Source organism: Nostoc sp. DedQUE07 (assembly GCF_034530975.2).
Classification (GTDB): Bacteria; Cyanobacteriota; Cyanobacteriia; order Cyanobacteriales; family Nostocaceae; genus Nostoc.
Window position 1 is genome coordinate 49,259 of record NZ_JAVRCC020000026.1, and the last position, 14,671, is coordinate 63,929.

Sequence of the window (14,671 nt, forward strand, 5' to 3'; positions counted from 1 at the left end):
AAGCTTTGATTTTTCGTTTTTAGTGTTCACTCAGCTTAAGAGGTTGTTGAAAAAGTAGTTGGCTGTGATTTTAATCACATTATTACCCCCCTTAATCCCCCCTTGTAAAGGGGGGAAATAAGAAATCTTGTTCCCTCCCCTTTCCAAGGGGAGGGTTAGGGTGGGGTAAAACTGACGCGGAAAACCAAGTGAGTAAGCTATTTCTGGCGATGCCTACGGCTGGCTACGCCTACGCATTTGTTACTTTGGCGATCGCATTTGTTGCTTTGGCGATCGCATTTGTTATTTCGGCGTATTTTAGCCAATAGGCGCTACTTCTGCATATTCCGCTTCATTTGTTCTAACTCATCCTGAGTTTCCCAGCTACGGAACTTCTCTTCTAAGTCATCAAAACCACTAGAAAAACTGCTAGTTTGATTTGACCAGCCAATGCTTTCTGAACGCTGCTGGGTTTGCGCTTTCGCACGGGCTGTTTGTGCTTCGGCAGCTTTAGCTTGCACTTCTTGTCGCCGTTGCTGAATTTTTTTCAGTAATTCTTGAGATTGGTTAATGCGTTCTTTCAACCCTTGCATGTGTCCCCAGCGCTGATTTCCTTCGCGCAACAGGGCTGCTTCTCGCTCACCCGCCGCCGCCGCCAAATCCTCTCTATTAGCGTTTTTGGCTTTTTGAATGCGGATATGCCAACGCTGAATTTCTTGCGCGGTGGAAAGAATTTCTTCTTGCGATCGCTTCTCTTGTAATTTTAAATCTGCGATTAACTTTAATGTGTCTTCTTCTTGCTCACGCAGCTGTTCTAGCAGCGCCTCTAACTCCAAATGTGGATTGTTACGCAAGAATTCTTCTAAACGGTTTTCTAGAAACCGACTCAAATCATCAAATAATCCCACTGCTAGAACTCCAGAGATCGGGTGCGTGACTATTTTATTGTAGTAGTCAGGTGCACTTCTGGGTGTTAGTTAGATTTCAAAGTTGGGAAGAATGTATTTGGTGAAACTACGCAAATAACCCTGACTTACGAAATAAGGCTTTAATCAGTATGAGTTCTGACTTTCAACCACCACCTAAGAGCTTGTCCATACTAGCTACTGTAGGAGGAGTCGTTACCGCTGCGATCGCGATCGCACTTTTAAATGGTTGGTCTAAGCAACTTTCCAATACTTCTATAAAAAAACCTGAAATATCAACATCCCCAACTGCTTTACAACCAGAGAAACCCCAACCCTCTGTCTTTGGTGTCAAAGATGCTGAAATAGTTGCTAGCCTTGATGCTAAATCTGTAGTTTTGCCAGGTCAACCGATTCCTAAGAATCAATTAACAGTAGCCATAATTCCATACGTTGCCCCTGGAGTTGGAAAACTGACCCCAGAGGAAATGACAACGGCCCGTCAAGCTTGGTCATACTTCCAGCGCAACTGGAACGATGAAACCGGCTTGATCAATTCCGTTGATGGCTTTGCCTCAATAAGTATGTGGGATCAGACAGCAGCGATCGCAGCTTTAGTCAGTGCTAAAGAACTCAATATTGTGCCTGCGGCTGAATTTGAAGCCAAAATGAGCAAAATGTTGAATACACTGGCGTCAATGCCTTTGTATAAAGGAGAACTACCCAACAAGGTTTACAATGCGAAAACTCTCGTACCTGTTAATTATGGTCAACTAGATAAACGGGAAGAAATTGGCTGGTCAGCCATCGATTTAGGAAGAATGGCAATCTGGCTGAAGATTGTCGAGGCCAAGTATCCAGAAATGCGATCGCAAACAGCAGCAGTTTGGCAACACTGGCAAGTCAAGCGTCTGACGACAAATGGCCAAATGTATGGTACTGCCGTTATCAAAGGCAAAGAACAATACAATCAAGAGGGTCGCTTGGGCTATGAGAATTATGCTGCTTATGGTTTGAAGCTTTGGGGCTTGAATGTTAATAAAGCTTTAGATTATCAGTCCCATACTGCCTTTGTCGATCTTTACGGACAGGGAATTCCTTACGACAAACGGGACTATAAAAACTCTGGAGCCAATAACTACGTTCTTAGCGAACCCTATATCTTGGATGGCATCGAAACTGGGTTTCAAGCTTTGCCTAAAGCTTATGCCGATCGAATTTTAGCTGCTCAAGCAGCGCGTTATGAGGCGACAAAACAATTAACCGCTGTCACTGAAGACAACTTAGATCGCTCGCCACACTTTGTTTACAGCAGCCTATTTGTCAATGGAGAACCTTGGGCAACCATCGCGGATACTAGAGAACAGCACAACAATTTGCGATTCCTCAGCGCCAAAGCTGCGATCGGCTGGCATGTGCTTTATAACACTGCTTATACCCGTCAGTTATTTGATTTCGTTCAAGGCAATCTTAAGTCTCAAGATGGCTGGTACAACGGCTTTTATGAGTCTCTGCGCCAGCCGAATAAAACTCTCACCGCTAACAATAATGGTGTAATTCTGGAAAGCTTACTTTATAAGCAAGTTGGGCAGCCACTTACTGTTTGGGCAGGAGTCAGGAGTTATAAGTCAACCGAGAAGACTATAAAAAGACCGTAATACCAATTCAAAATTCACGCATTCAAAATTAGGAAAGGTAGACAGAACAAAGGTTTGGGAATATGTATCTGTCGCATTCTTTTTTTAAATTGGTATAACTTATTTCATGTCCGCGAGCATACTCTTCCTCAATCCTCTATTTGCTACAGTGGGAGACGGGTATTGCCCACTCAAAATAAATCGCAGAAAAAAACCCCTAGCATTTCTACTAGGGGTGAGAAATAATACCATTTCACTTGATGTTTGTCTGAGATGACCCTGTTTGTGCCTCTGCTCTACGCAAGAGGCTGGAGTGTTTCTCAAATATTACAGTAAAAAGCGATCGGGTATAAAATTAGCCAACATTTGCCAAGAGCAATTCTCGTTTTTCTGATTTTTGTACTCTCACTTGAGAGTCATCATCAACATCAATCAGGGCTGTGTCTCCATCTGTAATTTCACCAGATAGCATTGCTTCGGCGAGAGAATCTTCTAAGAGGCGCATAATTGCCCGACGTAATGGCCTAGCGCCGTAGCTGGGGTTATAACCTTCTTGTACCACAAGCTCTTTGAAGCGATCGCTAACTTCTAGGATAATTCCCTTTTCTGTCAAGCGGCTAGCAACATCGCGAAGCATAATTTCGGCGATTTGCTTAACTTCATCCTTGGAAAGCTGGGTGAAGACGATAATCTCATCAAGACGGTTAAGGAATTCAGGACGGAAGTAAGCTTTCAATTCCTCATTTACCAAGGTGCGAATCCGGTTATAACTAGCGTCGGCTTGAGTGTCGAAGTCAAAGCCTAAACCACTACCACCTTTTTCGATTACCTTGGAACCGATGTTAGAAGTCAAAATGATCAGCGTGTTCTTGAAGTCCACTTTCCGACCTTTGGCATCGGTAAGATGACCGTCATCCAAGAGTTGCAGCAGCATATTGAATACATCGGGGTGTGCTTTTTCGATTTCGTCGAATAGCAGCACTGTGTAAGGTTTGCGCCGCACGGCTTCTGTAAGCTGTCCGCCTTCGTCGTATCCGACATAACCAGGAGGCGAACCAATCAGCTTGGCGACGGTGTGACTTTCCATGTATTCAGACATATCTAGCCGAATCATTGAGTCTTCCGCACCGAAGAAGTAGGCAGCTAGTGCCTTCGCCAATTCTGTTTTACCAACTCCGGTAGGCCCAGAGAAGATAAAGCTGGCAATCGGACGATTGGGATTTTTCAAACCAACGCGGGCGCGACGGATACCGCGAGCTACAGCCGTGACTGCTTGCTCTTGTCCGATGAGCCGCTGATGCAAAGTGTCTTCTAGATGTAAAAGCAACTCTGACTCAGATTCAGTGAGCTTATTAACTGGTACGCCAGTCCAAGAGGCAACAATTTGAGCGATGTCTTCTTCGTCAACTACAGTCGAGTTGACAGGTTGCTCGTTTGGTGTAAACGTTGCTTGCAGTTGTTCTGCGAGTTTTAACTCTTGGTCGCGCAGTTGTGTAGCTTTGTCAAAATCTTGGACTCTGACTGCTGCTTCTTTTTCTTTGGTGACGCCAGCGAGTTCCCGCTTAAGTTCTTTATTGGGAGAACTTTGGGAGTTCCGCAAACGAACGCGAGAACCAGCTTCATCAATCAAGTCTATTGCCTTATCTGGCAAGAAGCGATCGCTAATATAGCGGTCTGATAATTCTGCGGCGGCCACAAGTGCTGAATCCAAAATTGTGACTTTGTGGTGTTGTTCATAAGCACCGCGCAAGCCGTAGAGAATTTGTACGGTTTCCTCTACCGATGGTTCCCCGACCTGAATCGGTTGGAAACGACGCTCTAGGGCAGCATCGCGCTCAATATGCTTACGATACTCATCAAGGGTAGTTGCGCCGATGCACTGGAGTTCACCCCGTGCTAAGGCAGGTTTAAGGATGTTGGCTGCATCCAAGCCACCTTCTGTACCACCAGCGCCAACCAAGGTGTGAATTTCATCAATCACTAGGATGATATTGCCCACAGTGCGGACTTCTTCCACAACTTTTTTGATGCGTTCTTCAAAATCGCCACGGAAGCGAGTTCCAGCTACCAATGACCCCATATCGAGGCTGATAACTTGCTTGTCTTGTAAGCTTTCAGGAACATCCTGATTGATAATCCGTTGAGCTAGACCTTCTGCGATCGCAGTTTTACCAACTCCTGGTTCCCCAATCAACACTGGGTTATTCTTGGTGCGGCGACCGAGAATTTGGATCGCCCGCTCAATTTCCTTCTGGCGACCAACTACGGGGTCAAGTCTGCCTTCTTGGGCTAATTTGGTCAAATTTCTGCCAAACTCTTCCATTGTTAGCGGTTGGGTGCGCTTCTGATTACCACTACCAGCAAAAGCTGGTGCATTTTCACCCAAACGGCGAACTATGGCAGTGCGGACACTCTTGAAGTCAACCCCTAGATTTTGTAATACTTTGGCGGCGACACCTTCACCAGCCTCGGTTAATCCTAAGAGTAAGTGTTCAGTATTGATGTAATTCTGTCCCAAACTATGAGCTTCTTTAAACGATTGCTCGAAGAGGCTTTTTACTTTAGGAGTAAAAGGAATTTCTGGTGGTACAAAGCCAGAACCCCTACCAATAATTTTTTCTACCTCGCGACGTGCATCTTTGAGGGTAACGCCTAATTCAGCCAGCACTTTAGCAGCAACCCCAGTTCCTTCTCCCATCAAACCCAGGAGAATTTGTTCTGTTCCTACAAAGTTGTGTCCCAGGCGACGGGCTTCCTCCTGAGCTAACATAATTACTCTAATGGCTTCGGAAGTGAAGTGTTCAAACATAATGGGTTCTTGCTCCCTCGCTGCTTGGACTTTGGGTGAGATAAAATTCACCCTCATCTAAAGTTTTTTGTATTTTCTTAAGAACAATGTAACTTTATTTAAAGTTAAGTGGCAGTGGTGAGAGCCGTAAGACATCAGGTGTACTTGCCGTCGAGTAGGAGTGCTGAGTGTAGTACGGGGAAAGTCAGAAGTTGCAAAGTTGACAGTTAAACTTTCGGTATTTGACAATTTTCTTTTGTCTGTTCTGTTTTCCACTGTCAGCTAAACTTAAAATTCAGGACTTAGCACTCTAAACTCACGACTGACAATGACTGAAGCAACGGCCGGGAAAGACCAACAACATCCACTTTATAACCGCGATCGCCCCCTTATTGATATTTTACTCGCTCAAGAGGCAACAGACTATAACTTAGCAGAATTGGCTAGGCTGCGAATGCGTTATCAAGGGTTTCCAGGGGCGAGAGACATTCAAAAAGACCTAGATAAAGTCTTGCAGCAGTGGGGTTTAACCGAAGCCGAGCTTTTTGAGAAAACTCGTCAAATTCACGATTTTGGGGGAATTTACAAAAGCCGTGGCAAGAAAGACGAACAGGATTGGAATTAGTTATGGGACATTGGGCAAAACAGTGCTGTTAGCGGAAGCAGGGCATTTAGCCCGTGCTGAGTAGGGAATCTCACTTCTTTACTCAGAACTCAGCACTCATAACTGGGAACTAATATTGAGGGGTATTGGGAGTTTTGCGATCGCTATCTCGTTTCCAGAACCAGATGAGTTTAAACAAAATCGATTCTGGCGATCGCTTCCTCAATATCTGCTCCCCGACCGGGAAAGTTTTGCCAATAAAGCTCGATATGCCAGAGAATCGTAAAACTTGAAATACAGCAGATTTCAAGTTTGTTTACCCAAATATAAAGCGTATTTTACTCCTGAATTCTGTTAGCGGTAGCGGGGCGTTTAGCCCATTCTGAATTCTGCTCTATGTTAAGAATTTAATTTGTCCTGGCAAAAGTATTACATTTCTGAGGATCGCCCGTTTGGATACCTTGTTTAAACCAACGAACCCTTTGGGCAGAACTACCATGTGTAAAAGATTCTGGCACAGCATAACCTTTAGCTTGTTTTTGCAAGCGGTCATCTCCAATACTGCTAGCTGCGTTCAATGCTTCTTCAATATCACCTGTTTCCAGAATTTGCCGTGAGCGTTGAGCATGATTTGCCCAAACGCCTGCAAAACAGTCTGCTTGTAATTCTAATCGCACAGAAAGCTGATTTGCTTGTGTCTGACTCGCTTGGTTCTGCAAACCTCTAACTTGCTGCGAAATCCCCAGTAAATTTTGGACATGATGCCCAATTTCATGAGCAATCACGTATGCTTGAGCAAAATCTCCAGGTGCCTGATATTGAGTCTTCAAATCGCGGTAAAAACTCAAGTCAATATACACTTTTTGATCGCGCGGACAATAAAACGGCCCAACTGCTGAACGTGCAAATCCACAAGCAGATTCTACCGCTCCTGAGTAAAGAACTAACTTTGGTTCTACATAACTTTTTCCATCTTGCCGAAACAACTCACTCCATGTATCTTCTGTATCAGCCAGTACAACAGATACAAAATCCGCCATTTGATCTTGAGTTTGAGATCCTGTTGTTTGAGGTGACTCAGCTACCGGGCTATCATTTGGTGGGGAATCTTCTTGCCAAAGGGCACTAGGATCGCCACCCAATAGTAAAACTAGTAGCGATATAAGTGCTGCTCCTACGCCCCCACCGACGACAGGAGCGGAAATCTTCATCCCACGCCGATCTTCAACATTTGTACTCCGACGACCTATTTGCCAACGCATAATTACTGCTTACCAAACTCATAAAAAAATACGGCTTGAACTACGTAGGATGAAATCTACACAAGCCTTTTAGCTATACAAATAAATATTACTTTTTGTATGTATCGATCTCTTCTGTCTACGGACAAACTATAAATAAAGGACAGTCAGCCTTTAGGAAGGTTTTGTTAAATAGGTTGCCCATCAAATCACACAGAATTCCTGGACTCCTTATAGGGAACACCACAGTCAGGACGAAAGCGAAAGAAATTTCAAAGACGTAATTTGCATTCCACGACCAAGCTGTGAGAATTTAAAATATCAACACAGGGGAATCTAGTTATGTCTGCGTTGGACATACATATGTAGTTGAGGCTGTCCTGTGTCAATCACTAATAATAATTCCGCATCAGTTAAGGGTCTTTCCATCTTGGTGTATTCATTTTTTTACTTGCACCGTTGAGGGTGTTATTGCCTACCTCATAAGCAAGGAATGTATTTTATTACTAAGGATAGTTTTGAGTTGAACCAACTCGTATTTAATATAACAAGTACTGAAGAATCAACTTTGTCAGCGATTAATCTTTCCCCTGCGACCAAGGAGTAATTATGGTTTTAAGTCAATATCAACGTGCTGTAGGCGTATTTACTCATCGGATAGATGCAGAACAGGCAATACATGAGTTGAGAGCTTCTGGCTTGGCAATGGAGAAAGTATCTATACTTGTACAAAATTCAGATCGCAATCATGAGATTACCGATAATAAAGTTAAAGAGGACACTGGTGATAAAGCTGACGAAGGTGCAACAGTAGGAGGGCTTTCAGGAGGCGCTGTTGGTGGGTTAACTGGTTTATTAGTGGGTCTTGGGACTTTAGCAATCCCTGGAATTGGCCCAATAATGCTGGCTGGGGCAGCGGCAACTGCTTTGGTTACAACCCTTGTTGGCGCAAGTATTGGTGCTGCCACTGGGACTTTTGCTGGTGCATTAGTTGGTTGGGGAATGTCGTCAGAGCAAGCTAGAGCATATAACGAGCGAGTAGAGGAGGGACACTATTTAATAATCGTGGATTGTACATCTTTTGAAATTGCTAAAGTACAAGAAATACTACAGCGTTGGGGTATTGAAGAGTTTGGCATTTACGAGCATCTCAACAGTGAATATGAAACTACAAATTCTCTGACCACAACGACTTCTGCTACTGCCATTCCTAGTAAAATTGGGATGATGTCTAAGTATAGTGTTAGTTGCTTTAATAGCATAGATAATGCTGAAGCGGCAATTAAGGATATGTGTATCGCAGGTTTTTCAGTAAACCAGATTTCCTTAATTTGTAAAGACTTTTCTCAATTGGTTGTGCCAATAGGCATTAATTTAAGTGAACGCTTTGACGCTATGAGGTTAGGAATAGCAGATGAGTGGGCACGCTTTTATAATGAGCAAATAGAGCAAGGCAATTACATACTTATCGTTAGTGGCACAGAGCGCGAGCAAGATATAGCTAGGTCTATTCTGTGCAATTATGGGGTTCAAGAGTCTCAAATTTATGACCCAATGTTAATTCGCTCTTAAAAGCGGCGGCTGTCATGAAAGGGAGCAAACTTATTTAAGTTTTGGAAGATACAGCAGAATTCAGAATGGGCTAAACGCCCCGCTACTGCTAACAGAATTCAGGAGTAAAACACAATACAGTCCAGAATTCTACACCAATAACCCTTAACCCAAGCGTATTGGAGTAAAACACGCTTTATATCTGGGTAACAGACTTAGCTTGTGTAGCTCACCAACTTGAAATCTGCTGTATCAATAAGCAATGGGTTTTGCAGCCTGAAAACTCTACTGTGCAAAGAATCGACACCAGTCAACAAAATTATACGGTTTTCAAGGTTATGGCGAGTGGTGTCGATGAGCTTCAAGACATTCACCTGACAGTAAAATATCTTACTTAAAATTTTCAACAGTTTGGCTTTGCTCAGGGTCAGCAGTGAGCGAAGCCGAAGGGTCAACCTGTATTGCCTCTTTCCCCGTCTCCAGTTGCTCTCGTTGCTTGCCGTACTCGCGTAGCTGCTTCAAAAGGTTTTCTTGGGATGAGTTCGGGATAGACGGACTAGGAGTTGATTGAAGGTCGGTGTCGGTGCTTGCAAAATTAGCCGCTGAAGGATTATTTTCGTAGACTGGTAGCGACTTGTCATTAAACATAGCCTGTTGGGTTGGTGCTGGGGTAGGAATTAGATTCTTTGGTTTGCTCACAGCAGCTTTTACCGAATCTAGAGTAGTAGCAACCTGCACTTGTTGCTGCATCTGTTGTGTAGAAGATACTAAACCACTTAAACCATTCACCAATTGCCGCAGATTTTTACGGAAATTAGGATCGCCTGTCAATTCATCTAAATCAGATGTAATTTTTTGGGTATTTTCAAAGGTTACTCGTGCTGAATCTAAAGTTTGTTGCAGCAACACCGCATTCTTTGGATCGTTTAAGCCTTTAGAAGCATCACGTAAATTAGCTGAGGCTTGGGCTGCATTTGCTGAAAGCGTTTCTAAATTGTTGAGTAATTGTCCTTGAGTCAATCGATTGACAGCTGGTGATAAGCTACTGACTGTAACACGCAATTGGTTGCTGGTTTCGGTGATATTGTTCAACGCACCAACCAGTGTTGACCGATTTGTTGTCACCAAATTATCCAGGTTGTTCAGCAATCGATTTGCTTGAGTTGCAGTTGCACCGAATTTATTTACTGTTTGATTTGCGGATGCATTAAGTTGGTTTGTCGCCCGTTGCACTGAATTAGCCGTAGCAGAAAAGGTATTAAGTTGTAGTTGTAAGCTTTTTGTCAAACTTTGTAAATCCTGACTTAGCTCAGTAAAACTGGATGCTGCGCCTGTGGTAGTTTCTAGAACCCTATTGACATTTCTATAAAATTTTGGATCGTTGTATGCACCAGCTAGCTCAGTTGAACTGCGAATTAGTGCATCAACACTAATGCCAACCTGACCTTTTAACCGAGAGCCATTACAGACTATGAGACTGGTATCACAACTTTTATCTAGGGGTTTAGCAAGTACAGCCCCAGGAGGTAAGGTTGTTCTTGGTGTAATGTCAATAATACTTTCGCTAATTAATCCGCTTTGATTAGCTTCCACCACTACATTACGGGGGATAATTAAGTCAGTTTGGGCAATTTCAATCACTACATCAATAGCATTTGCCCCTGGTCGAACCTGGGAAATAGTTCCTACCTTAACGCCACGATAGCGAACTGCTGCTCCCTTTTGCATTCCGCCAGCGTTGGCAAATTCTACAATAATTTTGTATGAACGGCCAGCAGCAGTGAATCTATTTAACCACAGAAAGAGTAATCCAAATACCCCTAGTCCTAGCAGGAGTAATAACCCCACAGAACCTTCTCTAAATGTTCGCCCAGACGCGAAGCGACTTGTCATAAGACCTCGCATTTTTTTGCCTCCACCAACAACCAATAACCAATTAGGAGTTAAAAGTTAGGAGTTAGTAGTTAAATTTAACTTTTTACTCCTGGCTTTTAAGTTTCTAGCCGGCGACTTTAATCGGGCCTTGAACACTTCCACTGATAAATTGTCTGATCAAGGGATCTTCTGTGTTGTATATTTCACTAACTGTACCTTGCCACTGCACTTTACCTTCATAGAGAAATATAAGTCTATCAGATGTACGGCGGATAGTGCTGTCTTGGTGGGTAACAACAGCATAAGTACTACAAACTCCATGTAAACATTGCAAGTGGCGGATTAAATCTTCGATGACTGTCGAGGCAATGGGATCGAGTCCAGCTGTTGGTTCGTCGTATAATAGAACTTCTGGCCCTTCATTGGGATTATCGGGGTTAGACATAATCGCACGGGCAAAACTTACCCGTTTGCGCATTCCCCCGGAAAGTTCGGCTGGGTAGAGGTCGCCTATTTCTGGCAAACCTACCATCTCCAATTTTTCGTTTACCAAATCTCGGATGCGCGATCGCCGCAGCTTTGAATTTTGATAAAGTAAAAATCCCACATTCTCTTCCACTGTCAGCGAATCAAATAGGGCCGCCTGCTGAAACACCATACCAATGCCAACCTGCTGGCCGCCATCCTCAATCAAACCCTTTCGCCGCACTCCTTGCACATAAATTTCTCCTTCATCAGGACTAAGTAACCCCGCTATTACTCGTAAGATAGTTGATTTCCCAGTCCCTGATGGCCCAATAATACCCAGTGCTTCTCCCCGGTAAATGGTCAAGTCTACATTATCTAGAACTTTATGGCTACCAAAGGACTTAGAAACACCTTTCAGTTCAATCAATGGTTCAGTCATTAGTTATTTAGTCACTTGTACTGAGCGACTCGTGCCGAGCGGAGCCGAGGTAAGCCGAAGTATTGGTCATCGATCGTTGGTCATTAGTCAGTAGAAAATAAACAAATGACTACTGAGAACTTACAAAGGACAAATATGCCCAATAGTGATTTGATGGTGATTGGTAGGACATTGTATAGTGTATTATAAGTACATAATTAGCATTCTGATTAGAGTCAACTTTATTTTTTTAGCATAATATTTAGTTACTGACGATGTTTATCGTCTCAAAATACCCTCAATGCAAGGCTGAGGAAGACACCGTAGTAATTAAACATCTCAGTGATGTGAAAAGAAGATTTCAGTTTTCTGTAGACATCAGCAAAGTCATTTATATATTATTAATATTTTACTTAACTTTATAACGATTCAGGTTGATACAAAATATAAAAATCAAATTTAAGTTGTGAAAATCAAAAGGTTCAGACTTGCTATTTTTTATATAAGTTACAAACCTTGTTTTTCATTAATTATGAACTATGGTTATCAAAAAATTAGCTTCCTGCTATCCAAAGTTATTGTAATTAGCAGAATTCTTAAATAAATGGAGAGATTAATAGCATTACTTGCCAAGGGATTTGGCAAATTAAAAAATTATTTACTAAAATTGTAATAATTAGTTAAAAATCAAAATAAAAATTATGAGTAGCCAATTAGAACAGTTTGCAAGTGATAATTCCTCTGGTATTTGTCCTGAAGCATTGGAATATATGATTAGGGCAAATCAAGGTAGTGTTCCAGCTTATGGAAATGATGAATGGACTCAAAAAGCAACAGATTATTTTCGGGATCTCTTTGAAATTGATTGTGAAGTATTTTTTACCTTTAACGGTACAGCCGCAAATTCTTTATCTTTAGCTGCTCTTTGCCAGTCATATCATAGCGTCATTTGCCATGAGACATCTCACATAGAAACAGATGAATGTGGCGCACCGGAATTTGCATCTAATGGCTCTAAATTGTTACTTGCTCACGGTAAGAATGGCAAATTAACATCAGAGTCTATAGAGTCAATTGTCACCAGACGTACTGACATTCATTATCCCAAACCTAAAGTTATTAGCATTACGCAATCAACTGAATTAGGAACTTTATATTCTATTGAAGAACTTTTAAGTATTAAAAAAGTTGCAAACAAATATAACTTAAAACTTCACATGGATGGCGCTCGTTTTGCAAATGCAGTTGCCGCTATGAATAAAAGCCCTGCTGAAATTACTTGGAAAACTGGAGTGGATGTATTGTGTTTTTGTGGTACCAAGAATGGAATGGCATTAGGTGAAGCCATTCTTTTCTTCAATAAAGCGCTAGCAGAAGATTTTGATTATCGATGCAAGCAAGCAGGCCAACTAGCTTCAAAAATGCGATTTATTTCGGCTCCTTGGTTGGGTTTATTAGAAACTGGTGCTTGGCTAAAAAATGCTAGACATGCCAATCAATGTGCTGAATACTTAGAAAATCAACTATTAAACATAGAAGGTGTTGACTTGATGTTTCCTAGAGAAGCCAACGCCGTATTTGTAAAATTACCTGAAGAAGTAATTCACAGCTTAAAAGCCAAGAACTGGCAGTTTTATACATTTATTGGTGTAGGAGGAGTGCGTTTTATGTGTTCTTGGAACACTACTCAATCAAGGATTGATGAGTTGATTGGTGATATTAAAAACGCAACAAAGTAAGCGATTTGACCCACTTGTATCATGTTTGCATAAATAATTAGTTATGATTCCTACAGTAATTGCACCCCATCTCTTAATTTTCTCCACGCAAGCCTATGGTGTATACACAAGTCTTAAATAGCTGAGAAATCACGGTTTTACCACCCTAACCCTCCCCGTATGTATTGGGGAGGGAACTAGATTTATTTTTTCCCCCCAATGCATCCTACGGTGTACACACAAGTCCTAAAAACCTAGCTTGATAAGACTTTCCTCGTTTTTCCTCGTTTCCAGTCGGAGACTGGGAATACATTCATTGAGTCAGAGACTCAATATTTGACTGGAGGTAGAGCCTCTAAATCAGGCGTTCCCATGCAGAGCATGGGAACGAGATCAACGAAAAAATAATGGAAAATCAAACTTTTTTCGACTTGTGTGTACACCGTAGCCCAATGCATCGGGGGGATTAACGGGGGTAATTTGACTTGTGTATACACCGTAGCTACGCAAGCGGGGAGGCAAAGTGTAGTTTTATTTCTTTGGAGTTCTTAGGGTTTAATAAGTAATCAAGCGGACATGATATTACTTATTAACAAAAATTAAATATGGAAAATATCAAGTAATGAAATAAGTGCAGCAATCCTAAAATTTAATACGATTTAGTTAAGGGTTATTGGTGTAGATTATTGTTTTTTCAAGATGCGATAAATCGCGTCTCTACATTAGGGTTTTGTTGCTCATTCTCAACTATATTGTTTTAAAATTGCTCCAGCTTATTATAACTGATAATGTCAGCGCTTACTTGGTATATAACTTAAATTGCAATTTTGATTGTTGCCACAAACCCAAATGCTTATTTTTAGCATTAGCTTCTGCAATTAAAAATTGGGTTTTGCTCTCATAGCAATTTTGTAAAGATTCTTGGTCAACGACAGCATTACCTGACTCTACCAAAAGAAGATTTACTGACCGATTATCTACAAACACTTCACCCGCCGCGCGACCACTTTTAACTTGTTCTGTGCTTCTAATCACGACTGGAGTTTGAGGTGGTAATAGCTGTTTTAGCCTTTGTGTTGCTGCTAAACCATAGCGCTTGTCAGTTGCCTCTGGTGCGTTAATACACGCTAACTTGATTGTAGTTGTTTGTCCTGTATTATCTTTAACCAAAATTGTGTTTCCATCTGTAATACCAACTACTGTACCTAGCACCAACATCAGCTGAAGTAATTCCATCATTTTATATGTAGTATTTTATGCACAAATAGAATTTTATTTCGGTACTTAGTTTCCTAGTGTGATTTAGCTCACAAATTACAGGTAAACATGATATAAAGATTCTACTAAAGACATTTGCTATTTATATACAACTAAATTGCGAAATTTTACTTAACCAAATTTAAATTTATACAACAAAAAACAAGTAAAAATAAGCTGTATCATTGTAAGCAAAGTTAAATAATTCTAGAAAATTATGCTTGGTTGAC

General features: G+C 41.7%; 11 protein-coding genes. 4 read left to right on the top strand and 7 right to left on the bottom strand.

The window, feature by feature from the left end; genetic code table 11:
* Positions 1 to 311 precede the first annotated feature (311 nt).
* Positions 312 to 887, bottom strand: coding sequence for a TIGR04376 family protein (locus RMZ95_RS19885; RefSeq protein WP_322685531.1), 576 nt, complete (start codon positions 885 to 887; stop codon positions 312 to 314).
* A gap of 149 nt (positions 888 to 1,036) precedes the next feature.
* On the opposite strand from RMZ95_RS19885, the gene RMZ95_RS19890 reads away from it, so the two are divergent.
* Positions 1,037 to 2,542, top strand: coding sequence for a DUF3131 domain-containing protein (locus tag RMZ95_RS19890; RefSeq protein ID WP_322685532.1), 1,506 nt, complete (start codon positions 1,037 to 1,039; stop codon positions 2,540 to 2,542).
* Positions 2,543 to 2,876: 334 nt separating this feature from the next.
* Here the strand turns inward: RMZ95_RS19890 and RMZ95_RS19895 are convergent, their stop codons facing one another.
* Entirely contained in the window at positions 2,877 to 5,330 is a 2,454-nt protein-coding gene (locus tag RMZ95_RS19895; RefSeq protein WP_322685565.1) for an ATP-dependent Clp protease ATP-binding subunit, read from the bottom strand.
* Positions 5,331 to 5,637: 307 nt separating this feature from the next.
* Here RMZ95_RS19895 and RMZ95_RS19900 point away from each other — a divergent pair, with 307 nt between their 5' ends.
* The gene (locus RMZ95_RS19900) at positions 5,638 to 5,934 is read left to right on the top strand and encodes a DUF3288 family protein (protein ID WP_322685533.1); all 297 of its coding nucleotides are present in this window, start codon (positions 5,638 to 5,640) and stop codon (positions 5,932 to 5,934) included.
* Between the two features lie 109 nt (positions 5,935 to 6,043).
* Here the strand turns inward: RMZ95_RS19900 and RMZ95_RS19905 are convergent, their stop codons facing one another.
* Together RMZ95_RS19905 and RMZ95_RS19910 are read right to left on the bottom strand one after the other, a co-directional pair.
* Complete coding sequence (locus RMZ95_RS19905; RefSeq protein ID WP_322685534.1) at positions 6,044 to 6,223, bottom strand: hypothetical protein; 180 nt, start codon at positions 6,221 to 6,223, stop codon at positions 6,044 to 6,046.
* Positions 6,224 to 6,320: 97 nt separating this feature from the next.
* Complete coding sequence (locus tag RMZ95_RS19910; RefSeq protein WP_322685535.1) at positions 6,321 to 7,175, bottom strand: neutral zinc metallopeptidase; 855 nt, start codon at positions 7,173 to 7,175, stop codon at positions 6,321 to 6,323.
* A gap of 588 nt (positions 7,176 to 7,763) precedes the next feature.
* Between RMZ95_RS19910 and RMZ95_RS19915 the strand changes: the two genes are divergently transcribed.
* Positions 7,764 to 8,726, top strand: a complete 963-nt coding sequence (locus tag RMZ95_RS19915; RefSeq protein ID WP_322685536.1) for a general stress protein — start codon at positions 7,764 to 7,766, stop codon at positions 8,724 to 8,726.
* A 369-nt stretch (positions 8,727 to 9,095) separates the two neighbouring features.
* Here the strand turns inward: RMZ95_RS19915 and RMZ95_RS19920 are convergent, their stop codons facing one another.
* Positions 9,096 to 10,610, bottom strand: a complete 1,515-nt coding sequence (locus tag RMZ95_RS19920) for an MlaD family protein (protein ID WP_322685537.1) — start codon at positions 10,608 to 10,610, stop codon at positions 9,096 to 9,098.
* A 94-nt stretch (positions 10,611 to 10,704) separates the two neighbouring features.
* Entirely contained in the window at positions 10,705 to 11,487 is a 783-nt protein-coding gene (locus tag RMZ95_RS19925; protein ID WP_322685538.1) for an ABC transporter ATP-binding protein, read from the bottom strand.
* 680 nt (positions 11,488 to 12,167) lie between these two features.
* Here RMZ95_RS19925 and RMZ95_RS19930 point away from each other — a divergent pair.
* Positions 12,168 to 13,205, top strand: a complete 1,038-nt coding sequence (locus RMZ95_RS19930; RefSeq protein WP_322685539.1) for a low specificity L-threonine aldolase — start codon at positions 12,168 to 12,170, stop codon at positions 13,203 to 13,205.
* 777 nt (positions 13,206 to 13,982) lie between these two features.
* Here RMZ95_RS19930 and RMZ95_RS19935 read toward each other — a convergent pair.
* Positions 13,983 to 14,423 carry a thermonuclease family protein gene (locus RMZ95_RS19935; RefSeq protein WP_322685540.1) on the bottom strand — a complete coding sequence of 147 codons (441 nt, stop codon included), beginning with the start codon at positions 14,421 to 14,423 and terminating at the stop codon, positions 13,983 to 13,985.
* Between the last annotated feature and the right edge of the window lie 248 nt (positions 14,424 to 14,671).

Bases quoted from the DNA above. Each gene is read 5' to 3' on its own strand.
- RMZ95_RS19915 (WP_322685536.1), top strand. From the start codon at position 7,764: ATGGTTTTAAGTCAATATCAACGTGCTGTAGGCGTATTTACTCATCGG.
- RMZ95_RS19925 (WP_322685538.1), bottom strand. From the start codon at position 11,487: ATGACTGAACCATTGATTGAACTGAAAGGTGTTTCTAAGTCCTTTGGT.
- RMZ95_RS19910 (WP_322685535.1), bottom strand. From the start codon at position 7,175: ATGCGTTGGCAAATAGGTCGTCGGAGTACAAATGTTGAAGATCGGCGT.
- RMZ95_RS19920 (WP_322685537.1), bottom strand. From the start codon at position 10,610: ATGCGAGGTCTTATGACAAGTCGCTTCGCGTCTGGGCGAACATTTAGA.
- RMZ95_RS19930 (WP_322685539.1), top strand. From the start codon at position 12,168: ATGAGTAGCCAATTAGAACAGTTTGCAAGTGATAATTCCTCTGGTATT.
- RMZ95_RS19895 (WP_322685565.1), bottom strand. From the start codon at position 5,330: ATGTTTGAACACTTCACTTCCGAAGCCATTAGAGTAATTATGTTAGCT.
- RMZ95_RS19900 (WP_322685533.1), top strand. From the start codon at position 5,638: ATGACTGAAGCAACGGCCGGGAAAGACCAACAACATCCACTTTATAAC.
- RMZ95_RS19890 (WP_322685532.1), top strand. From the start codon at position 1,037: ATGAGTTCTGACTTTCAACCACCACCTAAGAGCTTGTCCATACTAGCT.
- RMZ95_RS19935 (WP_322685540.1), bottom strand. From the start codon at position 14,423: ATGATGGAATTACTTCAGCTGATGTTGGTGCTAGGTACAGTAGTTGGT.